General features: G+C 63.9%; 17 protein-coding genes. 2 read left to right on the top strand and 15 right to left on the bottom strand.

Annotation, left to right across the window (positions count from 1 at the left end; genetic code table 11):
- Nucleotides 1-36: 36 nt before the first annotated feature.
- The 4 genes from ABS41_RS03550 to ABS41_RS03535 form a co-directional block, all read right to left on the bottom strand.
- Nucleotides 37-849: an EcsC family protein gene (locus tag ABS41_RS03550; protein WP_290590668.1), complete on the bottom strand. Its 813-nt coding sequence runs from the start codon at nt 847-849 to the stop codon at nt 37-39.
- 11 nt (nt 850-860) lie between these two features.
- Entirely contained in the window at nt 861-1,601 is a 741-nt protein-coding gene (locus ABS41_RS03545; protein WP_290590665.1) for a hypothetical protein, read from the bottom strand.
- 85 nt (nt 1,602-1,686) lie between these two features.
- On the bottom strand, nt 1,687-2,001 hold the full coding sequence (locus ABS41_RS03540; RefSeq protein WP_290590661.1) for a hypothetical protein: 315 nt from the start codon (nt 1,999-2,001) through the stop codon (nt 1,687-1,689).
- A 126-nt stretch (nt 2,002-2,127) separates the two neighbouring features.
- Nucleotides 2,128-3,300 carry a hypothetical protein gene (locus tag ABS41_RS03535; RefSeq protein WP_290590658.1) on the bottom strand — a complete coding sequence of 391 codons (1,173 nt, stop codon included), beginning with the start codon at nt 3,298-3,300 and terminating at the stop codon, nt 2,128-2,130.
- Between the two features lie 145 nt (nt 3,301-3,445).
- Between ABS41_RS03535 and ABS41_RS03530 the strand changes: the two genes are divergently transcribed.
- Nucleotides 3,446-3,814, top strand: a complete 369-nt coding sequence (locus ABS41_RS03530) for a hypothetical protein (protein ID WP_290590654.1) — start codon at nt 3,446-3,448, stop codon at nt 3,812-3,814.
- 611 nt (nt 3,815-4,425) lie between these two features.
- Here the strand turns inward: ABS41_RS03530 and ABS41_RS03525 are convergent.
- The 10 genes from ABS41_RS03525 to ABS41_RS03480 all read right to left on the bottom strand — a co-directional run bounded on the left by ABS41_RS03525 (nt 4,426) and on the right by ABS41_RS03480 (nt 16,146).
- A complete protein-coding gene (locus ABS41_RS03525) occupies nt 4,426-5,307 on the bottom strand; it encodes a trypsin-like serine protease (RefSeq protein WP_290590651.1) in 882 nt (293 codons plus the stop codon).
- 420 nt (nt 5,308-5,727) lie between these two features.
- Nucleotides 5,728-6,816 carry a BsuBI/PstI family type II restriction endonuclease gene (locus ABS41_RS03520; RefSeq protein ID WP_281174852.1) on the bottom strand — a complete coding sequence of 363 codons (1,089 nt, stop codon included), beginning with the start codon at nt 6,814-6,816 and terminating at the stop codon, nt 5,728-5,730.
- Nucleotides 6,804-8,582: an Eco57I restriction-modification methylase domain-containing protein gene (locus ABS41_RS03515; protein WP_290590645.1), complete on the bottom strand. Its 1,779-nt coding sequence runs from the start codon at nt 8,580-8,582 to the stop codon at nt 6,804-6,806. Before ABS41_RS03515 ends, ABS41_RS03520 begins: the two co-directional genes overlap by 13 nt.
- 217 nt (nt 8,583-8,799) lie before the next feature.
- Nucleotides 8,800-9,183, bottom strand: coding sequence for a hypothetical protein (locus ABS41_RS03510; protein ID WP_290590642.1), 384 nt, complete (start codon nt 9,181-9,183; stop codon nt 8,800-8,802).
- 96 nt (nt 9,184-9,279) lie between these two features.
- Nucleotides 9,280-9,678 carry an antitoxin Xre-like helix-turn-helix domain-containing protein gene (locus ABS41_RS03505; RefSeq protein WP_290590638.1) on the bottom strand — a complete coding sequence of 133 codons (399 nt, stop codon included), beginning with the start codon at nt 9,676-9,678 and terminating at the stop codon, nt 9,280-9,282.
- 67 nt (nt 9,679-9,745) lie between these two features.
- On the bottom strand, nt 9,746-11,602 hold the full coding sequence (locus ABS41_RS03500; RefSeq protein WP_290590636.1) for a TniQ family protein: 1,857 nt from the start codon (nt 11,600-11,602) through the stop codon (nt 9,746-9,748).
- On the bottom strand, nt 11,599-12,771 hold the full coding sequence (locus tag ABS41_RS03495) for a TniB family NTP-binding protein (protein WP_290590634.1): 1,173 nt from the start codon (nt 12,769-12,771) through the stop codon (nt 11,599-11,601). The genes ABS41_RS03500 and ABS41_RS03495 overlap by 4 nt, the downstream gene beginning before the upstream one ends.
- Complete coding sequence (locus ABS41_RS03490; RefSeq protein ID WP_290590630.1) at nt 12,768-14,864, bottom strand: DDE-type integrase/transposase/recombinase; 2,097 nt, start codon at nt 14,862-14,864, stop codon at nt 12,768-12,770. Before ABS41_RS03490 ends, ABS41_RS03495 begins: the two co-directional genes overlap by 4 nt.
- Nucleotides 14,861-15,676, bottom strand: coding sequence for a TnsA endonuclease N-terminal domain-containing protein (locus ABS41_RS03485; RefSeq protein ID WP_290590627.1), 816 nt, complete (start codon nt 15,674-15,676; stop codon nt 14,861-14,863). Before ABS41_RS03485 ends, ABS41_RS03490 begins: the two co-directional genes overlap by 4 nt.
- Before the next feature lie 230 nt (nt 15,677-15,906).
- Nucleotides 15,907-16,146, bottom strand: coding sequence for a hypothetical protein (locus ABS41_RS03480; protein ID WP_290590625.1), 240 nt, complete (start codon nt 16,144-16,146; stop codon nt 15,907-15,909).
- A gap of 106 nt (nt 16,147-16,252) precedes the next feature.
- Here ABS41_RS03480 and ABS41_RS03475 point away from each other — a divergent pair, with 106 nt between their 5' ends.
- Entirely contained in the window at nt 16,253-17,383 is a 1,131-nt protein-coding gene (locus ABS41_RS03475; RefSeq protein ID WP_290590621.1) for a hypothetical protein, read from the top strand.
- A gap of 766 nt (nt 17,384-18,149) precedes the next feature.
- On the opposite strand, the gene ABS41_RS03470 is transcribed toward ABS41_RS03475, so the two are convergent.
- Nucleotides 18,150-20,756: an AAA family ATPase gene (locus tag ABS41_RS03470; protein ID WP_290590618.1), complete on the bottom strand. Its 2,607-nt coding sequence runs from the start codon at nt 20,754-20,756 to the stop codon at nt 18,150-18,152.
- Nucleotides 20,757-20,942: the final 186 nt, after the last annotated feature.

Here is a 20,942-nt window from a genome sequence, read left to right as displayed (position 1 = left end):
GAACTTTACGCCTGCGCGCGCCGGCCGGCAGCGGCCTCAGCGTTTGCGGGCGGCCCCGGCCAGGCGGGCATAGGCCGCACGCACCGCGACCTCGCCATGCACGCGCTCGAGGCGGCGCACGATGAAGTGCCCGCGCGCGGCCGACTGGAAGTGCCGCATGAAAATGAGGTTGAGCGTGGCCCCGGTGGCCGCGCCCACCAGCGGCGCCGCCTGCGCCAGCGCCTTTTGCGTGACGGGGATGGAGAAACGGCTGGCGATGCCATTGACCAGCTGCACGATGGCCGGCGCGCTGCCGGTGCCGACGCCGCTGGCCACGTAGCGCGTGGCCGCGGTGACCTGCTGGGCCAGCGCGGCGCGCGTGGCGAAGTAGCCCGACTCGGCACCGTCGTCGTCCGGGCGCGTACCACCCAGGGCCAGCACCTGCAGGCAGTCGAGCCGCGTGTCCGGCTCGCCGGGCGCGGCACCTTCGCTGCGGGCGATGTCGGCGATCGAGCGCAGCATGGTGGTGGTGGTCACCGGCAGCTCCACCAGCAGGCCCGGCAGGCCGAAAAAGCCGCCCACCGCGCCGGAACCGGCCACGGCCACCTGGTGCAGGCGCAGGCTGGGCGCCGCGGCGTTCTCGTCGCGCAGGGTGCGGCGCGCGGCGTCGAAGGCCACCTCGACCGCCTTGCGCGCGGCCTTGTCCACCAGCCGGCTGGCCGGCCCGGGCAGGCCACGCATCAGGCTCTCGATGGGCGTGCCGATCACGTTCGCCAGCTGCACCGCCAGGCCCGGCGACTCGAGCAGGACGCGGGCGCGCTCGAGTTCGGCCTGGTCGTCGGGCGGCAGGGCGCTGACGAGTTCGGTCATGGCGGCGCCGGTCAGCCGGCGGGTGCTTTCGGGGCGTCAGGGGACTCAACCACCTTGGCGCGACGCAGGCCCGCGGGCAGGTCCACGACCTCGCCCGCATGGCTGGCCTTCAACGCCTCGGCGTCGACGCGTTCGCGGTTGAAGGTGGTGGAGTAGGAAATGGCCACGTATTCCACCCGGCCAAGCGGCTGGCCGTCGATGGTTTCGACGAGCCTGCAGCAGGCCGACAGGGACTGGATCGCGGCCTGCTCGAACTGGCGCTTGTAGCGGCTTGCCCGCCGCGACGCGAACTCGCTGGCCACCACCTCCGCCTTCACCCGGTCGGGACCGGGCTCGGCGGCGACTTCGACCCGCACGACCAAGGCTGCGGCAGCGCCGTCGCGAATGGCCTCGACGGGATAGTTCGGAATCTGCTTGATGATCGGCGCCGCCGTGGCCTCGCCCACGGTGTAGTGCACCGTCCCGTCGATGTTCTGTGCCGTGAACGGGACCGAGAGCGACAACTCGCTGGGCACTGGCGCGCCGTCGCGGGTGGCGGGCTCGTAACGCAGCGCTCCCACGCGCTCGATGACCAGGGCCTGCGCCTCTTCGGGCAGCTCTTCGCCGATCCGCGGCGTTCCCGCCTGGCCTTCGGCATCCACCGGAACCAGCACCTGCAGGTTCAGGCGAAGCTTCGGCCCGACCTTCGGCTCGGCGGCGAAAGTCGCAGAAACCATCGAGAGGGAAAGCAGGACGGCGCAAAACAATCGCATGGGCGGCTCCGGGGGTGTTTTCCCGACTTTAGCCCGCCCGGCAAGTCAAGCAAACCGGTCACGGACCGGCCGCTGCGTGGAGTCCTCAGGCCGGCAGGTTCGGGTCGCCGGGCTGGAAGCTGAGCTCTTCGATCTCGTCGAAGGCCTTGGAATCGAGCAGGCCGTCGTCGAACTCGAACTCTTCGGGCGAGGGTGCGGTCTGCCAGTCCTGCACGAGCTGGCGGGCCTCCTCGGCCTCGGCGTCCTCGACCACGACGCGGATCTGCGGGGTGGTGGCGACGGTCTCGCCCGGCTCGGCCACGTTGGGCCCGAAGATGTGCGCGGCGATGCCCGACGTCACCAGCAGTTCCTGCACGAGCTGGGCGTCGAGGTCGGTTTGGGCGATATAGACGGGGATCACGGGCCGGTCCCTCCGGATGGGTCCGGGGAGTCATTGGGCGCCCGAAAACCGCGTGAAACCGTGAACCAGTTCACACTTTCCGGCGGTTTCGGGCAGGTGGTCGCTGCGGGCAGACCAACGGAATGCTCAGCGCGACTGGCCGGATTTCCACTCGGCCAGCGCGGCCTCGGCGCGGGCGCGCGCCTCGGGTTCGAGCCGGGCTTCGATGGCATCGCGCAGCCAGCCCTCTTCCTTGTTGCCCAGGGCCACGCCCATCTCGTAGTGCAGCCAGGCCTGCACCGGGTCGGCCTCGACGCCCTCGCCCACCAGGTACATGCCGGCGAGGTTGCGGTAGGCGTGCACGCCGCCGGCGTCCACGGCCTGCTGGTAGAGCGAGAGCGCCCGGGCGGTGTCCTTTTCGACCCCGGAGCCGGTGGCGTACATCACCGCCAGGCTGGTCAGGCCATCGACGTGGCCGGCGTCGGCAGCGCGGCTGAACCACGCGACGGCCCGGGCCGGGTCGACGGCGCGGCCCTCGCCGCGCACGAAGCTCATGCCGATGCGCCACTGCGCCGGGGCCACGCCCTGGTCGGCGGCGCGCTGGAACCAGTCCAGGGCCTGCGCCAGGTCGCGCTCGACGCCGACGCCCTCCTCGTAGGCCAGGCCCATCTGGAATTCGGCGAAGCGCAGGCCCTGGTCCGCCGCCAGCCGCACCAGTTCGATGCCCTGCCCCGGGTCGGCGGTGAAACCGCAATCGCCCTGCACGCGGGCCAGGCCCAGGTAGTAGGCGACGTAGGGCTGCGGATCCACCACGTCGAGGAGCTCGTTGAAGATCTCGCAGGCGCGGTCGCGGTCGCGCGGCAGGAGCTGGCTGCCTTCGAACAGGTTGGCGGCGTAGTTGGTGCGCGCGCCTTCATCCCCGGCGGCCACGGCACGCTCGAGGAAATCGCGCGCCTTGTCCAGGTCCACCGGCACGCCCCAGCCGTTGAGGTGGATCAGGTGCAGCTCGTTGAGCGCCATCGGGCTGCCGGCGGCAGCGGCACGCTCGGCCAGGGCGATGGCGCGCGCGAGGTCCACGTTTGCCACGTCTTCCGGGCGAAGTCCGTCGATGGCCTGCATCACCAGCAGGCTGGCCAGCATGGCATCCAGCTCCGGGTCGGCCTCGGCCTCGAAAGGTTCGAGGACGGCGATGGCCCGGCCGTATTCGCCCTGCGCCCACAGCTCGCTGGCTTGCCCCAGGGCCGCTTCGCGGGCCTCGCTGGCCCACGCGGCCGGGGCCAGCAGCAGGCACGCCAGCAATAGCCCCCGGAGCCACGTCATCGAACACACCCGATTCCATCCACTCGTGCCCATCATGGCGTCAGTTAAGCACAGGGCGACGAGAAACGGATGCAGCGCCGGGCGCCAGAACGTATCCTTGTGGCGTGGCTCCGACAGGGGGAGCACGCCACGGAGTCCGCCACCCATGTCCACGCTCAAGGCCATCAACGCGCAGGTCATCGCGCCGCAGGAAAGCCCCGACGCGATCCCGCTCACGCTCAAGCCGGGCGACACCGTGTTCGTGCAGCACGCCCACCCGGACCGCCCGGGCTACGTGTGGGCCGAAGACGGCCAGCTCAGCGCCGGCTGGGTGCCCCTGGACCTGATCAGCACCAACGCCGGCCGCCCCCAGGCCACGGCCGAATACTGCAGCGCCGAACTCACCGTGCAGCCCGGCGACACCGTCCGCCTGATCTGGGAAGACCCCAAACACGGCGCCTGCTGGTGCGAAGACCGGCACAGCGAGCGGGGGTGGATCCGCAACGAGAACCTGCGGTTCGAGCCCAAAGACTGAGGCCGCCCGAAGGCGGCCTCGTGTGTGGTTAGGCAAAAGGCGCTACCGAATCCGGCGTGCCCGTTGGGCCGTGGCGATGCCGGGTGTGATGGACGCTACCAAATGGAAGGCAAAAGCCACTATTTCCGGCAATAGGGGCAGGCATAAGTCACTATTTTCCTCACCATGCCGGAAAAATCTTTTCGATCAACAGCTTAAGCCGTGAGGGTGTGCTGGCTCGACCGTCGGTACCGGTCGAGGCTGACCAAGTTGTGGGGGCGAAGGTACCGGAGGCCGTTTACCCTTGGAGAGCTTGCAGGAGCAGGCTTTAAGGTGGCGTTTCACCCAGGCTCATTAATTTAATCAATCGCCACCCTGCCCCCCCTTGATGCAGGCGCTTGGCGGGTCCGCGATGCGCCGCTGCCGGCCGCAAGCGCAAATCGGCCCCGAAGAAATTCCAGTCGTGATCGCCCCAGCGGGCAAACTCAGGCATGGCCAGTGCTGCCGGTACGTGCTGATCGGCGGTTCTGGAATTGACTGAGTCAGCGCGCCGGGGCAACAGCCAATTGCCGTTACCGGCCAGAAGCGGGGTTCCCCCGCTCGGGCGATTCCACCGAGTTAGGTCGCGTTGATCAACGGGACGTCCCAGATATGCCGCCGTCCGCGATCAACTTTTCGATCCAGTCCGCGTAGTTCCCCAGTCTGACGCCAAAGACTGTCTCCCCGTACTTACCGGGATGTAGCTCAGTGCCGGTGACTACGACGCGCTTCCACGCCATGAGACCCGCGACGTGCCATTCGTCTCCAGTTGCGACGAGGATCGGACCGCCGCTGTCCCCGCTGCCAGTAGACGCCTCGAGGGGGAGCGCGTTCGGCGGTTTGTCAAAGCGATAACCGATCCACCGGTCCTCCGAGACGCTGATCTTGTTGTAACCGTGGCGAAGGTCAGTCCGCTGTGGAGCGTACAGGTGGTGACCGGTCACCCCTGTTCCCGTGGCACCCCGCCCCATGATCCGAACGACCTTGCCTAACGCGTCGCCGTTGTAAATTCGTGCTGGCGCAACGTCCAGAACCGGCTCGGCAAGCTGGACCAGCGCAATGTCATCGGAAGACGCCATGAACTCAAAAAAAGGCTCCCAATCGCCCGACGCAAGTGCGGAGTCGATCATCGTCTGGGGAGGCTTCCTGAAGCCGGGATGGATGAAAACATTGCGCACGGCACGGGGAGCACCGGCGACTACGACCACGCCCACAGCATGGTGCCGGTCGACTACGTGCGCGGCGGTAAGGACCCATAGCGGCGCGATGAGGACGCCGTGCCCCTCGCCGGGCATGTCGGCCAGCGCCGGGAACTCGGATGCGGCCATTCGATACTGCAGGTCCGGGACATCGTCACGAATGACGACTGCACTCGCACCGGAGGAGACAAGGAGAAGGAGAAGGACCGCGGAGCGCATGAGGAAAATCCGTTCTTGTGCCAACTTAGTGTGGGGGCTCAACACCTTGTTGCGCAATCCGAGGCTCTCGTGAGGTCCGCTTCGGCTCGGGAGGTAACATCGATCAAGCCCGTCTGGCGCAGATATTCAGCCAGCCAGTGCTGTACTCGCTACTGAAATGCGCCACTGAGTATGGATCCCAAAGCACGACTGACTGAAGCGATGCCCTCGTCTGTTGAGATTAGCTCCGCTGGCTGTCTGCCACCCAGCGCAGGCTGTGGCCGATGAAGCCAATCTTGGAGCCAAAGATCAATGTCAAATTCGGGCGGAGTATCTTCCTGGACCTCTAGTCGTTGCTGAATCTCACGCTTCACCGCTTCAATCTGCTCCGGGACGGGAATAACTTTTACCATTTATCATTCTCCACGGAACACTCGGCATGAGGCAGGCTACTAGGCCGATGCTATAGCGCTCTTCCCCTAGCACGCAGCACGATTTCTACTTCAGCAGCCAAGAGAGCTTTACATCGCCACCATCCTGCAGGGTCACAACATGGTCTGGTTCGGCTGCGAACCAGACAAAAGAGCCCCATGCGAGGTCAGGGACGTTCTTCTTGAATACAGCGGAACTCCGATCCAAGTAGGCCGACACAAAAGCGAGATGGTGTAGCTCGAAACCGGCGTCCACAGCCAGCTCAGTCAGCACCACCTTTCGACTCGCGTGAATAGGTCCATCGGTCGCGACCACTTCCGTGAACACGAAGAGCATATCGGAACCGCTCTCCTCATCCCCCAGATCGACCAGGATGATATCTGGCAGAGCCTTCGATGCATCGATATTTAGCCCCAGCGATGCCGCCAGATCATCATCCCTTTTTACGACCTTACTGCCCGACTGGGAGAGCCACAGCACTGCCGGTCGCCTCAAAAACCTTGGCGCAAATTCTTCAATGACTGCCTTCGCGATAGCACTCGAAGGGCCAGCCTCAAGGGCCCGCACCTCGCCATTAGGAAATGTCACCGAAACTACATCCGCAGCCTGGACCAGCCCCTTCTTGACTAGCCGCTGCCGTGAAAGCGCTGCCTTGGATAAATGGGACGTCTGCCACTCCGAAATTGCACTCTCGAGACTTGCACCGACAAGCCCTTCATCAAACAAGGCTGCAAACTGGGCCTCTAGCGCGTATCGCGGTTTGTCGGACGTGGTCGGTATGTTCGTTCTCTCTACGACTGCACGTGCAGGAATCAGTGCATGGCGCAACGTCTCGTCGCGAATCGGCTCACGCGTATCGCCGGCATACCACGTAACCGCCGGCCTAGCCTGCTTCCTGCTCAGCGACATCTCAACCCATGCCAGCCTGTCTGAATCCTTCAACATCTCTGCCTGTTCGTCCGACATCACCGTCACTTGATTGGGTCGAATCCAGCGATCCGTGCCTTCCACAGCCCCGGCATAGAACATGACATAGATAGTTCGCGCGGCCATCTCGCGAATTGCATAGTTTCGATGGGCGCTCCCCTCTGGAAAGATTAGGGGGAGTCGCTGTGCGATGAGCGCCAACGGCGGAACTGGGATTAGTTCTCCCACGAGACACCGTACCAGCCGGCCACTCGCCGATCGATTAATGCCAACGACGCCCCACTTTCCACAAGACGCTCCAGCTCTCGCAGCTTACCAAGAGCGGGCAGCGGCACGGCGTTCAACTCGAATGCAGAGACAGCAACACTTCCGCTGATGCAGCGAAACAGGCGATCGACAACCGAAGTGTTCAGGAGTGCAGCTATCGTTCCTGGCGAAACTGGCGCGTCCGGCAGCGGCCTTACAACATTCAGGTGGTTCTCGACGACCACCCCACCGTGCTCATCCAGAAACGGGCGCGGCAGAAGGGCCGCGAGCACCCTGCGGTTTTGTTCCTTTGAAGTCGTTCTCTGCACCAACACACATGGCTCTGTGGTGATCAAATGATCTTGGTTTGGATACACCTCAAGGAACGGCACGTGATTCCTCCGCTCAGCGCTAAAGCTGAAGCCAGAGGCCGTCACGGACTCCGACCAAATGAGCGGATATGTGTTTCGATTCTTCTTCGTCCTTAGTTGCTCTCTATGCCTATTCCATACGAGTGGCCCCGTAGATACGGCATAGCCAACGTCGATCAAGCGATTTGGCATGGAACGGACGTTCTCGAGCAACTCGGCATCCGAGCTGGAGCGAGGAAGCAGCCATGGAGATCCGTCATCTGAAACCCTGGTCGTCGCAATGGGCGCGACATCGGCACCGCCCAGGCCCCTCGTCAAGACCCTTGACACATTTGATGCTCGATCATTGCGCCCTATCGAATGGACGAAAAGAATTGTTTCCTGGAGAACGTCGTCGAAGACTCCGTCTCGATCAGCAACGAAGTCGAGCGAAACCGGAGAACCATCCAGGCAAAGCAGCCTGCGCAGCGACTTGAAGTACTGCCCTCCAAGGAATGACGTAGGGGTGACAAATGCTAGAACACCACCGTCGCGGACGTGACGCAGCCCCCAATCCATGAAGAGACCGTATAGGTTCGCGTGACCGTACAGCGATCTAGAAAAATACTTCCGTTGCTGCGCGTCTAGTTGCACCCTTCCGTATGGCGGGTTTCCAATCACCAATCCATAGCTTGAGACGTCTCGGCGCTGTAGCGTGTCGCTCACCTCAACCACATTCGGCATCCGACGTTTGGCAGCCACGCAAATCGGAAGAACCGCTGCCTCCACCAGAACTGTGGTCATCCAGGCAGCAAAGGGATCCAGTTCAATTCCCTTCAAGCGTCGAGCCAGACGACCAAGAATTAGTTCGGGGGACTGGCCGACCCATGCCTCCACCATCCGGCTCGCCAGTGGTGCTAGAAACGCACCGCCGCCGCACGCGGGATCGATAGCACTATCAGTTGCAATGTTGAAACCCGCTTCCTGTGCTTGGCTGATCAATCGCGCCACAAGCGGTGGCGGGGTGTAGTATGCACCCATGGATGTTCTGTGTGCGTCTGGCAACATCACGGTGTAGATCGAACCAATCAGATAGCCTGCATGGTCTACCGGAAACTCCGCGATTAGCCGACCTGCGCTCACCGCTACAGCCTTCGCTTCTCGCGAGAAAGCTGGCAGCTGAAGTGGTACCGGCCTGATTCTCATTCGGGCGCCACAACGCTCGACAAGGGAAGCCCAAAACGATTCCAAGACAACGGCAGTAAAGGCTCTCGCTAGAGATAGACGGGTTCGCTCATTGGCGCGCGCCTGAGCATAACCCCGAGCCATTGCCTTGCAGGCCCCGTAGCGCTCGAGCAGGCCATCATTCGGCTCAGTGGCGGCGAGAGCGTTCAGCATTAACGTTCGTTCTCAGGCGTAGGACGGGGCGTCCATGCGTTGGCCGGGAGTGGTTGCCCGGATGCTACCCGATGGGGTGTCTCAGGAGAAGAGAATCGTTCTCGGCGCCACTGAAAAGCCGTGTTCAATAGGCCCATGAATCCGGGAGATCGAAACGAGCCTGGTTCGGCTCCCAAGGGGCTCGCGGATCCGAGCCTACTCCTGACCACACCCACGTCTAGCGGCTTCGATCAGGGCACAGATGCGTTTTTAGCGCGGTGACGAGTCGGCCGGACGTGAGGGACTTCCCTTCCGGATGAGCGTTGGCGCAAACCCACCCGGCTTTCAGCACCGCCTCAACTGCTCTAACCTTGGTCATGTCGCCCGAGAGCCAGCCTTCGGGGAGGCTATCGATGGCCCGAATCGCCTCTTGGCCGGACAAGTACTGGATCGCCGTGAGTAGCGACCACTGGACGCCCATAGCCTCACGCAGCATTCGACCGGCCTCCTTGTCGTCTACAAGGCCGCTCTCGACAGCGAGCAGCACCCGTGCAGCGAGCAATGCCCGCTCCAACGGTGGCAGCCGGTTCAGGCGCTTTGCAGAGGTGTAACGTGAGGCCATGTCGGACGCCGGTGCTCACATTCAATGTGATCCTGCCACCTATACTGAATGCGCCACTAACCAGATGGCAATGCCTGAACCCCCTGGTGAACGGATCTAAGCCCAGCCGCACTGGCTATCCAGATACTGACGAACGGCGGACAAGTCGGCCACCTGCCCGCCCAGCATCCGGTCCAGGGCGCTGCCGCCATCGAACAACGTGGCCAAATTGGCTCGCTTGATCCATCCGTCGGCCTGCGCCGGCTCCACGAACAGGATGTGGAGGGCCTTGTAAATGCCCAGAACACAGCTGATGCGCTCAAGGGCATCGTGGGTGAGCACCCCTGTGCGAACCCGCCTCCATCGATAGAAGGTTGAACGTGGCGGGCGGCCCAGAAGGGTGCGGGTCTGGTCCGATGTGAGGCGCCATTTATCGCAGATGTTGAAGAACGCGCTCAGGGCGGGCCTGGCCAGGTCGCGTCTGGCGGGCGATAACGAGCTGGTGTCGGGCTTCATGGAGACATCTCGGCGGATCCGGGCGGTGGGTGATCAGCCACCTTCGGCGCGGTGGTCAGGAGCGACACTAGCGTCCAGAGAGCACAGCGCGGATCTCGCTCGCATGCCTCCGATGGATGAAGACGGTCGTGTACTGCGTCGTCTTTACCTTCACATGGTCGAACCCAGTGTAGTCGAGCCTCGCGTAGGCCGATTTGGCCGTCACGCCCAGTCGCTCCGCGGTCCTCGCCAGCGCCTCATACTTCTTGTGAAATGCGTTGACCGACTCAAGTGATGGCGTTTGACGGCCATGCCGCGGCTTGGTCTTCAGGTGCCCGCCTCGCTTCAACCACGTTACTACGGCCGCTGTGCATCCCAGACGCTCCGCCGTCTTCAGAACCGGCAGGCATTCGGCGGCACCGTGGCGGGCACTCTGGAAATAGTCCGTCAGAAAGTCATTAGCCACCTGAAGTCGACCCACGCCCCTGCCTCGCTTCTTGCCGACCACCATGGTGGGATGGGCGAGGAGCCGCGCCAGAACGCCGGCCTTCTCTTTCGGAGATGCGGTCCAGGCCGTGAACGCGTCATCGAGCGTTACAGCACTCGGATCATTGAGAGCACGCCTGTTGGTGCCGAGGCCGCGCACCCTCTCGGCGAAAACCTCCACATCCTCGTGGGTCAAGCTGCCAGGGAAGGCCGACCGGTAGTCCTCCGCGATCACACCGCTGGCCCGCAGCGCCTTGAGCGTCTCAATCGATACGCCGATCCGAGGTGCAGCATCGCGCATCGACACCGCGGGGTACTGCGTCAGCTGGAGCGATCGAATCGAGTCCAGGTCGACGACGATGGCGCGGGTGGAGTTCTTCTTGATGCGCCGACTCTTTATCTCGCCGCTGGCGATTCGCTTCTTGAGCGTGAGCTGGTGGAGTCCTGTCGCCTCGCACGCTTCGCCCATAGTTCCCCACCGAACCCTCTCTGGAACAAGACGCTGAGAGTCCTCGTCTCGGGCCATCGATCCCCGTGTCCAGTACTGCGCGCCGAACCGATAGACCTCCCGCTCGAGGAACTCGAAGCCGGATCGCTCCCCCTCATCGTTCTTGATCAGCCGCACCAGCAACCAACTGAACACGGTGGGGAATCGAGGCAGTTCTTCGGCGTTCTGGAGAACATCCTCGTAGGTGGCAGAGAGAAAGTCGCGGAAACCGACAGGCCAGTTCGTTAGGGCCGCCGCCACGACATCCAGTTGGTCCCTGTAGTGGCAGCGCGCCTTCGGTGCCCGCCGGCCGCCCCGGGCCTGGTGCACCACGCCGCTCATGACCCAGATCAGCTTGCAGAGACGGCGGAGATCGAGGTGCGCCAGATGGCTCATTGTCTGGGGCAGCGGCGCCAGGGCTTGATCCTGGTATACCCGGCTCCTAAGAACGGACATGAGTTCCGAGAGCGCCGGCGTCGCCGGCGCGACCGGGGCCGTGGCCAGATCGAACCCACACTTGCATTGCTGCACCTTGGAACGCGCCCACAGCAAGCGCTTGCTGCATCCCGGACATTCCGACGCAAGGTGAACCTGGTGCACGGGACAGACGGCCGCCTGGGCGAGGTCCCAAAACGCTTCGCACGGCCGGCCCTCCGCCAGGCAGGCGGGGCAGACCCTGGAGTGCCGGAGGTTGACCTCGTAGCTCGGCAGGTCCGACCCGTAGACCCGGACATAGGCCCGCGGCCGCTCCGCAGGCCTATGCGTCAGTCGGTTGATGTCGCCCTGGTCCAGTCCCGCGAGGGTGGCCAGTTTGGCGGCATCGAGCCGACCCACGTTCGGCAGGTACCACTCCTTGCCCATGGCGGCGAGCACATAGGACGTGCTCGGATAGCCATTGAGTTCCGTCAGCCGCAGAACAAAGCCCATCAGCGACTCAGTCGGTGCCGGTCGCGCCGTGACGACCAGCTTCATAGGGCTTTCCTCAGCTCTTTCTTTGGGTCGGGCCGCCGACGCATCGGCGGGCGGCCTTTCGCCTTCTTCGCTTTTGGCGACGCCTGCCGGGCCCGCCGCGGGCCCGCGGGCGGCTCCCGCTGCTGCTCCTCTTCATCGTCGTCGTCGGCGGCGGCGGCCGGGACGGGCATCGGCTTGTTCTTGCCGTAGACCGCGACGGCGGCGCTCTTGTCCGCCACCTCCTCTAACGCCGCATTGGCGAAGACTGTTTCCTGCACACCCTTGGCCAACAGCGCTGTGGTGTCCGCGCCAAACGGACCGCCGGGCACCGGGAAGAGACGGGCAGACCAGATGGCGCGGGCATACGCCTTCTTCAGGTCGTCCAATCCGATGTTGACGGTTCCCGCGCGCACGGCATTGCGCACCGCTCGGTCCAGCAGCTTGGCCACCAGGCCAATGCGGCCCGCGCTGGCGAGAAAGACACGGAGCGCCATTTCTCGACTGTCGAGCGCCGGGAGCTGGAAGGGGTGAACTTCCTTCTGGAACTGGCGCAGGATCGCCCGGAACTGGGCGGACGAGCCTTTGTCCCGCCAGTCGAAGAGCGGCATCTTGAGCTCGTCGTCAAAACGGCCGGCCAATTGGGGGTGACCATGGACAACCGAGGCCGCCGTCGGCAACCCCACGGCCACCAGGCCGTACTTGCGGCTCTCCAGCAGGACCTTCAGCCAGTCCGCGAGCATGTGCAGTAGCTGCTTTTGCCCCTTGTCGCACAGGTGCTGGAACTCATCGAGGATGATCATCTTGCATTGCACGGCGTCGAGCAGGGTGTACAGACGCTGGGTCATGTTGCCCAGGGAGCCCCGGCTCCAGTACGGATCGCCCAACCCATGGAGCAAGGACTCGAGCAGGGACTTCACCGTGGCTTTCGCCGGCGCCACGGCGTAGACGACGGTCCGGATGGTGCGGTCATCCACCTGGGTGGGCAGGTAGGTTTCCAGGAGATCCCGGACCACGCTGGACTTGCCGGTGCGACTTTCGCCGGTGATCAGCAGGCACACCGGCGTCGCCGTCGTGCCCACCGCGTCATACGCTTCAGTCAGCTCATCGAGGATATCCGCATAGGCGTTGTGGTCGATCCGGATTCGGGACACGATGTCTCGATACTGGGTCAGCTCCTTCTTGCGGCTCATGCAGCCACCCCCTGCCTGACCTTGCGGCTGGTAAAGGTCGGAACGCTGTCGTCGTCCTCGTCCTCCGCGCGAGGTGCCTCGGGCGTCGACTTCGGCCGCGGCGACGGGTTGGCCGCCGCCTTCTTGGGCTTCGCGACCGGCGCGGGCGGCACCGCGGAGGTCGGTGCGGGTCCGGCAACGGCGGGAGTCGCAGTTTCTGCAGGCGCCTGGCTGGCAGCCCCGGATGCCGCGGTGTCCGCAGCCGCTGCCCCTTCGCCCATGAATCGCTGCTGGGTCTTGCGCGACTTGCGCGACCCCAGCCGCATGTCCTCCTCAATCAATGCCCGGATCCGCTGGCGAGCCTCGAGCAGCGTAATCTCGCGCGCATCGTCCTCCTGGACGCGGCGCTGGAATCGCTTGCAGACCTTGTGCTGCCAGCGCGTCAGGCCGAGCGCGTACTCGGGATCCAGGGCCGGCACCTTGATCAGGGTGACCTGGTCGGGCGAGACCACTACCACGTGGCCGAGGTCGTCGTCGCAGGTGCGGACTTCGACCTTGATCTGGCTGCCGTGAAGCTCACGCAGGGCGCCCAGTTCGCGGGAGTTGTAGAGCAGCGAATCGAACTCGATACCCTTGTGGGTCAGCTCACGATGGCACGAGGCGCTGAAGGCGGCGTCCATCGCCACCGAGGACGGCGGGAGGTAGCGATCGACCTGCTGGATGCCGTTGTTCCAGGCTTCCTGAGGCGTCATGCCCAGCCCGGAGTGCACCTCCTGATGGTAGACGTCCACGATCCACATCTGCAGCACCCGGCGCAGCGTGGCCAGACTCATCACGGCGTGCTTGGCCGGGTCGTAGTCGCCCTTGAGCAGGACGCTGGAGAAGGTCTTGCCCTTCATGTCCACCAGCAGCCCGGTGTTCATCGTGCCGAAGAACCGCTCCACCTTGCCCTTGTACCAGGGCTTGCGGCGCGGGCAGAACTGCACGTCGATGCCGTAGCGGCCGGCGCCGGCTTCCAAGGCGCGGGCATGAAACTCCAGACCGTTGTCCACGACCAGCAGCTCCATTACGCCCCAGGCGTCCCAGGCACAGCGGGTGTCGGGGCACTCATCCTTCGGGGCCAGGGCATGGCGCAGCGCCCGGGTCATGCTGACGTTGCTCGGCTCCTCGAACCCGAGGTAGTAACCCAGCACATAGCGGCTGTATTCGTCGATGACCAGCGTGAGCCACGGCCGACCCAGCGGCAGACCGGTGCGGTCGTCCACCACAAACAGGTCCATGCGGCTGTGATCCATCGCGGCGCGGCCGAGCGGTCGCACGGCCACCACGCCGCGACCCGCGGCCCGGAACTTGATGTCGGCAGCGCGCTGGCCGTAGCGCGCCCGATAGACATCGTACGGGGCCAATTCCTGGACGAGCGACTTGAAGTAGTTGTAGCTCGGGGTCGCCAGCTGCTCAGACTTCAAGCGCGTGGCGTTGCGTCGGGCAATCAGGCCGGCCGCCTCGCGTCGCACCGTCTTTAGCGACGGGCGCTCCTGGGTCAGATAGCGCGTCTCGATGAGTTCGCGGGCAAGGGTCTGGACGATCTCGGGGTGTCGCCCGGTGCAATTGCCTTTGCGTTCATGCCCGTCGACCAGGCTCCGGATATCGCGTCCGCTGCCTTGGTAGGCGACCATCCAGTTCACCACCGTGGTGAAGTGCGGACACTTCTTCAGTGGCTGCCCGTTCTTCCAGAGCTTCTTGTCGTCCCAGATCTCCTGGATGATCGGGGTCATCACTTCACAGGTTCGCGGCAGCTTCTCCAATCGCTCCACGAACGCCAGCCGGGCCTTGGCCCGGTCCTGCTCGGCCTCGTTGTAACTCTGGCGGAAGGCGTCCAGATGGGCGCTGTCGATCGCCTTTTGCCGGGCGCTGTCCGGGGTCGTGGCCCCGCCATCGAGGACTAGACTCCCCGCCTTCCATTCCTTGAGCAGATCCGCCACGGTGTGCTGGGCAATGCGGCCGGTGGCGAGGTCCTCGACGGCAATGACCCCCTCGCCCAGATCACGCAGGACGCGATGGCGCTGGTTATTGAGCGTCAGGCGTTGGCCGACGCTGAAGCTGCCGCCGATCATGCGGCACCTCCGGCGCAGGCGGTTTCGCGGGCGAGCCAGACGCAGCTGCGGTCGGACAGCGGGCCGTTGGGATCGATGGCCGCCTGGCCGCTCATGATCAGCTTGGCGATGCCGACGGCCTCCTGGCTGTCGGCAACGCTCCAGCCGAACGCGGCGAGCGGAACGCGGTCCGCGGCGCGCAGTTTCTCCAGCGTCGCCAGCAGCTGAACCTCGCTGATCGCGTGGCGCGCCCGCCGTAGCACGCGCAGTGCGTTTTGGACGTAGTGCCCTTCGCGCAGATGACGCTCGGTCAGCAGGCGGTAGCCGACGCCCAGGGCACCGAGCTGCCCCTCCAGATAGCAGGTGCGCTCACGCACCTCGGTGTCGACATCCTTCTCGAACTTGATCTCGACGAACATGAGCCCGTCCGCGACGAGCATTGCGAAGTCGGGGATGTGGCTGCGCGACCCGTCCTGCGTCGGGTAGTGGATGCGTACCGGCTGCTCGGCGAAGGCCTGCACGGCGGGGCTGACATCGAGCAGCAGGGCCGCCTCGTGCTCGAGCGCGGACTCGCATTGAACGACGCGGCCGAGCTTGACGGAGGTGGTCTTGAACACCGGCCGCGGGGCGCCCCGGTGCACGAGATTGCGGATGCGCACCTCGCCCGGCGGCGGAAGGTCCAGGCGCAGATCCTCCGTCGATTCGGCGCCACGCTGGGCTTGCAGCAGGGCCTGGGACAGCAGGCGCTGGCGCGCAAGGCCAAGGGGCGCGTCGGCCGGTGTAGGTGAGGTCGGACGGCGCCCGGTGGGCGCGAGATGGGAAAGCATGTTCATGGGCAAAAGGCTCCCGTCATCGCCGCGGTGCGGCGATGGCATGTCGGTAACAAGGCGTGCCCGCCGGCGGCGGGCACGAATCGGCGCAACCAGGCGGGCCGTTGGACGGGCGCGTCCGGTCTGCTAGACTGGGAGTCACTGCGGTGGTCCAAGTGCAGTGCCTCAACAGCGGCCCGGGTCTTCACCCCGGGCCGTTGCCGTTTCCAGCCCCTACACGCTGGGCTAGGTAGTCATGGGGCGGTGCTCCTGTCGGGGGGCGAGGGGTTCAGGCTGGCCAGGTAGTGGGCCAGGTCATCGGACCGGGCGTAGACGCCACGCGCCTGGCCCGGGAGCGGATAGAGCGGGATCGACACCTGGTTGGCCTGCCTGGCCCGCTGGAACGCCCGCTCGTTGGCAAAGCCCAGGGCCTGCCACAGCGCCCGCCCGGACACCGGGACGATCGAGGGAGCAATACAGGGTTTTGTGCGCATGGGGCGCTCCGTGTCGGATGCCGTGATAACCCCCCTATTCCAGCGAGCGCGGTTGGCGGGCACAACCCGGGCATAATTGGGGAGTTCTCCACTCCAAGCCACCGGCATGCGCCCCACGCAAGATCTGGCCTACCGCGCCCGAAACTGGTTCTGGTACTGGCGGGTCCGCCAGATCTCCGGCCTGACCAACGAACAGCTGGACCACAAATGCTTCGGCACCCACGGTCGGCGCCGGCACTTCGAGCGCCTCGAAGCCTCGGCGTCCGACCCCGACGAGATGCCGCTGGTGGACGGCAAGACCTTGCTAGAGCTCGTGGACGCCTGGGACCACCCGGAGGACGGGGGGCCAGGCCCCTATGCCGGCGCGACCCGCGCCTTCGAGTCGACGCTCTGGTCCTTTCTGGCCACCCGCGACCTGGCTCCGGCGGTGTATACCGACTTCATCCAACAGTACGCGGCGGAGCGCGGCTGGATGCGTGCCCATGACCGCGACTACGGCCTGTACGCGATGTTCCTGGGCGCCGACGAACCGGCCATCGAACACGGCGTGGAGACCGCCTACAGCGCGATGCTGCACAAGCTGGTGAACGAGGCCTCTCCGGACGCCACCGCCGTACTCGTCGCCCTGTTCCGGGAAGCGATGCACCAAGTCGAACTGGAGAACGCCATCGCGATACGAAAAGCACTGACGGCGTCGATCGTGTGGATGGGCGAACTACTGGAGATACCCCGGAACGTCACGCAGCTGATCAAGCAACTGGCCAGTGACCGCGTGCTGTCGAATCGATGGATCACCGAGGCCGATTGGCGCATGCAGACCAACACGCCCGTGACACCGAAGCTAGCCACGCGGGCCCGCATTCGCGAGTTCAACGCGTGGGTCCGTTGGTACACAAAGCGTCCCCCCGCGTTTGATGGCAATGGCTACGGTCGCTTTCCCCTCGTCCCGCGGTCGGCCAGGACTGACTGGTTGGAGGAGCATCGGAACTTCCTGGATGAGGTTCGCGGGGAAGTTGGCGCGATGCGGCAAACCCATTGGAATTTCCGTGACTCACAGGTGCCGGAGAACCGGGCCCTGGCTGAGCAGGCGCGGATCTATGCGGACGGGCTGCTTTCTCACATCTGTCCGCCCAACGCGGCCCCCGAACGGTTCTACACCACTCGGCCGAACCTGGAGATGGGCGGACTGCCGCCCGCTTTTCCGGGTCCGCGCCGCGCAGCCTCGAGCACTGAATAAGAGTCCCGCGAATCGCGACTGGACGCCAAGGCCATTCGCACAGCTTCGGCCAAACCTATCCGCGGTGCGGAGATCACAGAAAAGGCACCTCACCGTTAGTCCACTTGATGGTCAGTGCCCCAGAGACTGGCCAAACTGATGACGTGACTGCAGCTACCGCCCCGGCCTGCACCAGGAGGGAAACAGCCAGTGGAGATTCTTTCTTCAGATGCAGGAGTTGAGTACGCCGGGCGCGCATCAGGTCCACACTTAGCGGCACATACCAGTAGCGGCCGCGGCGCTGGCTAGCTGGACTACTGAAAGTAGGGTCAATTGCAGGCGCCGACGTTTCCATCCCATCGGGTTCAGAGCGGATCTTCTCAGAACGAGACTACTCGGGCCGGATTGAGCTGGGAGATTCCTAGGCCCAGACTATCCAACAAATCCGCTAGAAAGAGAGCCGAGATAGCAGATGACATCGTCCGTCCGACCCGAGGCGACAAGCGCCCGCGGCGTCTGACCGCCGAAAGCAACCAGAGGACGCTCCAGCCATGCAACAGACTCTTCTCTGTTCACCGTCACCAAGTCTGCAGCCGCCAAAACCCGGACCAGTTCGGTATCGCAAGCGGGTGTAGTCATTCTACTGCCTCCATAGCTAACGACGTCGTCGGAAAGTCTCTCATGACACTTGCCAAACTTCCGAAGCTCCTGAAACGTCAGCTAGCGGCCAAGAGCGGAAATGCTCTGGCCGTTGAGTCATCGCTAACACTCGGGTGCTATCAGTAACTCAAGACAATCTCGCTGCGGCCTGGCGCTGCCGAAGGCTGTCCGTCCATGTCGCCAAAGCTTCGATCTCGGCTGTTAGAGCGTCTGGCCGAGGTAGCGGGCGATTCAACGCAGCGGCGGCGCTATGCAGTAGTTCGGAACAGCGCCCAAACCCGTCCCGCATTGCCTCGCAGTCTAGAACCGTGATCGCGGTCAACTTGACCAGGCCAGGCGTCGACACTTTGTTGGACAGTCGCCGGATAACATGACCGACAGCTTCTTCAACCGCAATCTCCCACGCATCCCGTAACGTTGTCGCGATGGATTTGACAGTTTTTCGCCACTCATCTTGATTGCCTTGTTCGAAATGGTAGCGTTCACCCGCAAGCTGATTCCTCAGGCTTGTGGTGATATCGCTGACCCGACGCGCTTTGAATGGTGGCTCGCTGCGGCAGAAGCCCGCCTTATCAGTGCCCCGGCTGATGGAGCTAATTGCAACCATCGGCTTGGGCTGCGCATCGTCAGCCGCGCTATTCAACTCGAACAGGAACGCCAAGTCATGCGTGAAGACAATGACTTGGCGATGAGCAGCCTCAGCAACTAAGCGTTTAGCCACGGCCTCCCGGTGCATGTGGTCTGGCGAGGAAACGGGATCATCAAAGACGATCCCGGACTTGTTCTCGGTGGTGGCGAGTTCGGCCATGAACGCGGCCAACGCAACGCAGCGATGTTCACCCTCACTCAAGACTTGCCCCACCGCAGCCGCGGGCTTCCGAGTAAGTGCGACCTTGAAGCGCGGAATGCCCTGAGCGCTGTTTTGCTGCCGAAGTTCCACAGCGAGATCAGCAATCTCGAATCTCGCCACCTCGCTAGCAAACTGTGCGCGTAGCGCGTCCGTCACCAATGCCTGAGCGATCTCAGTGCTCTTTATGGTGACGCGGTTGGTAGCAGTGCTCCGCTGGGCCTCCTCGAGCTCTTCAATCTTCTTCTTGCGTCCAATCTCGGCCATAACATCGGCCTTGATGCCACCAAGCCATTGCCGATCCAAAAGCTCGGTCTTTTCGGCAATTAACACGGCATGAGCTGGGGAGCCCGCCTCTGCTGCAAGGGCGTTCGCCCGCGTCTCAACGCCCGCCGCTCGATCGACTAGTGCCTGACGCGCATAATGCGTAATGGGCACGTCAAAGGTGGCGCCTGAATCTGCGTGGCGTCGCCTGATTTGGCGATGACGCCACAAGGCGCGCATGGCCGCACCCCTGATCTCGAGCGCCAGGTCCTCCTGACGCAGTTCGTCGCGGACGGTCACCACAATGCTCTCAAGCTCGGCCAGCCGAACAGCTTCGCCCTTGAACGTCGCCTGTGCCCGGTCATAAGCGATGCGGGCAGCCTCGGCGCGTTTCTGGCTGTCGTCGCGCACAAAGACCTCGAAGCGATTGAGACGATCAGCGGCTACCGGAGTCAGTTCCTGCTGGCAAAGCAGGCAAACGCTGCCGGGCTCTGTCACGGGGAATTGCAGCTCGGGATAGGCCTCCACCTCAGAGAATGCTCGGGCGCTGACCCATAGCGCCTGCCAAACCTCCGAACCAATCTGCGGCAACGGTTCGTCGCGGAAAATCGCGCTGGACGCAGCTTCTGCGGCGCGAAAAGCGGCGTCGCAATCAACAGCAAGGCGGCGCAGGTTATTGGCGTTATCTTCGCTGATCGAGGCAAACAGCCGATCCAGGCGTGCAATCTGCCCCTCAATCTTGGTTTTCAATGCAATAAGCTGGCGCGCCGCGCGAGCTGGATCACCAGCCAAGTCTGCTAATAGCTGCGCCAGTCGGACTTGCTCTGCCTGTATGAGCGTGGCCAACGCCTCGACGGTCGCAGGCGCAGTATTGGCGGCGAGCCGAGCCATGAGCTTGCCCACCGCTGTGTCTCGGCTGCATACGGGCGTCCTGATCGCTTCGGGCGTTTGCGCCTTTATCTGCGCAATCTCGGCTGCCAGCTTGTCCTTAACCGACTTGCAGAGCTGCGCCAGATCGCCCAACAGTCTGAGCGGAAACGGCGTGTAAGCCACGTCATTCATTTCATCAACGTGGACGTTCGCAGTGCGGGAATCAAACACGCTGATGCCTGTAAGAGCAGCATCAGCTGCCTGCCCCAGCTGCCTAGCGCACGTGCGGTTCTGGCCGCTGATGGCGTACTCAATCGTGGCGCACGGCGTGCCTGGTTCTGCGTCATAGATGTCGGGGATGATCTCCTCGGCTCGGCCAAGAATACGGGCGCGACACACCTTCTTGAGAATCCGCGCGTAGCCGGATTTTCCGGAACCGTTGTCGCCATAGATGATCGTCAATCCAACACGGTGCAGCGTCAGCCGTTCGTCGGGCGCCAGAGCATTGATATTCCGGACGCCATGCACCTGCCGCAGATAGACCTCCCCCTGATCTCGGTTCGGGCCTCGAAGATGGCCCGCTTCCAGCGGGGCAGCCGGATTGTCGCCCTTGCAGATGGAAGCCAGTTCGTCAGTTTCGGCTGGCCCTAGAACCTGTTGCGTAGCCAGTCGGCGCAGTGCGTCGCGCTGCCAGGCGGGACTATCAGCAGACCACTGAAGGATGTTTGCGAGCGTTTCTGCTTCGGTCGTCATGGCTTTCTGTACCTAGCACTTAGTGTCGACGTCGATTCCATCTGCCGGCAACGATGGTAACTGCGATCAGCGCACGAGAATGTCCGCTTCGGGTCTATTCCGTTGAAAAACTCGGTTGAATCGGCCTCCTGAAGCTGGTCCACTGACTTCCCATCGATCCAGCGGAAATCGCAGCGATGATGGGAC

The organism is Arenimonas sp. SCN 70-307, assembly GCF_001724815.1.
Lineage (GTDB): Bacteria > Pseudomonadota > Gammaproteobacteria > Xanthomonadales > Xanthomonadaceae > Arenimonas.
Note: the sequence above shows the minus strand (reverse complement) of the source record. Positions and strands in the feature narration are given on the sequence as shown.

Coding starts and splice junctions, on each gene's coding strand:
- ABS41_RS03550 (WP_290590668.1), bottom strand. CDS start 849: ATGACCGAACTCGTCAGCGCCCTGCCGCCCGACGACCAGGCCGAACTC.
- ABS41_RS03545 (WP_290590665.1), bottom strand. CDS start 1,601: ATGCGATTGTTTTGCGCCGTCCTGCTTTCCCTCTCGATGGTTTCTGCG.
- ABS41_RS03535 (WP_290590658.1), bottom strand. CDS start 3,300: ATGACGTGGCTCCGGGGGCTATTGCTGGCGTGCCTGCTGCTGGCCCCG.
- ABS41_RS03530 (WP_290590654.1), top strand. CDS start 3,446: ATGTCCACGCTCAAGGCCATCAACGCGCAGGTCATCGCGCCGCAGGAA.
- ABS41_RS03515 (WP_290590645.1), bottom strand. CDS start 8,582: ATGCTGAACGCTCTCGCCGCCACTGAGCCGAATGATGGCCTGCTCGAG.
- ABS41_RS03510 (WP_290590642.1), bottom strand. CDS start 9,183: ATGGCCTCACGTTACACCTCTGCAAAGCGCCTGAACCGGCTGCCACCG.
- ABS41_RS03505 (WP_290590638.1), bottom strand. CDS start 9,678: ATGAAGCCCGACACCAGCTCGTTATCGCCCGCCAGACGCGACCTGGCC.
- ABS41_RS03500 (WP_290590636.1), bottom strand. CDS start 11,602: ATGAAGCTGGTCGTCACGGCGCGACCGGCACCGACTGAGTCGCTGATG.
- ABS41_RS03495 (WP_290590634.1), bottom strand. CDS start 12,771: ATGAGCCGCAAGAAGGAGCTGACCCAGTATCGAGACATCGTGTCCCGA.
- ABS41_RS03490 (WP_290590630.1), bottom strand. CDS start 14,864: ATGATCGGCGGCAGCTTCAGCGTCGGCCAACGCCTGACGCTCAATAAC.
- ABS41_RS03485 (WP_290590627.1), bottom strand. CDS start 15,676: ATGAACATGCTTTCCCATCTCGCGCCCACCGGGCGCCGTCCGACCTCA.
- ABS41_RS03480 (WP_290590625.1), bottom strand. CDS start 16,146: ATGCGCACAAAACCCTGTATTGCTCCCTCGATCGTCCCGGTGTCCGGG.
- ABS41_RS03475 (WP_290590621.1), top strand. CDS start 16,253: ATGCGCCCCACGCAAGATCTGGCCTACCGCGCCCGAAACTGGTTCTGG.
- ABS41_RS03470 (WP_290590618.1), bottom strand. CDS start 20,756: ATGACGACCGAAGCAGAAACGCTCGCAAACATCCTTCAGTGGTCTGCT.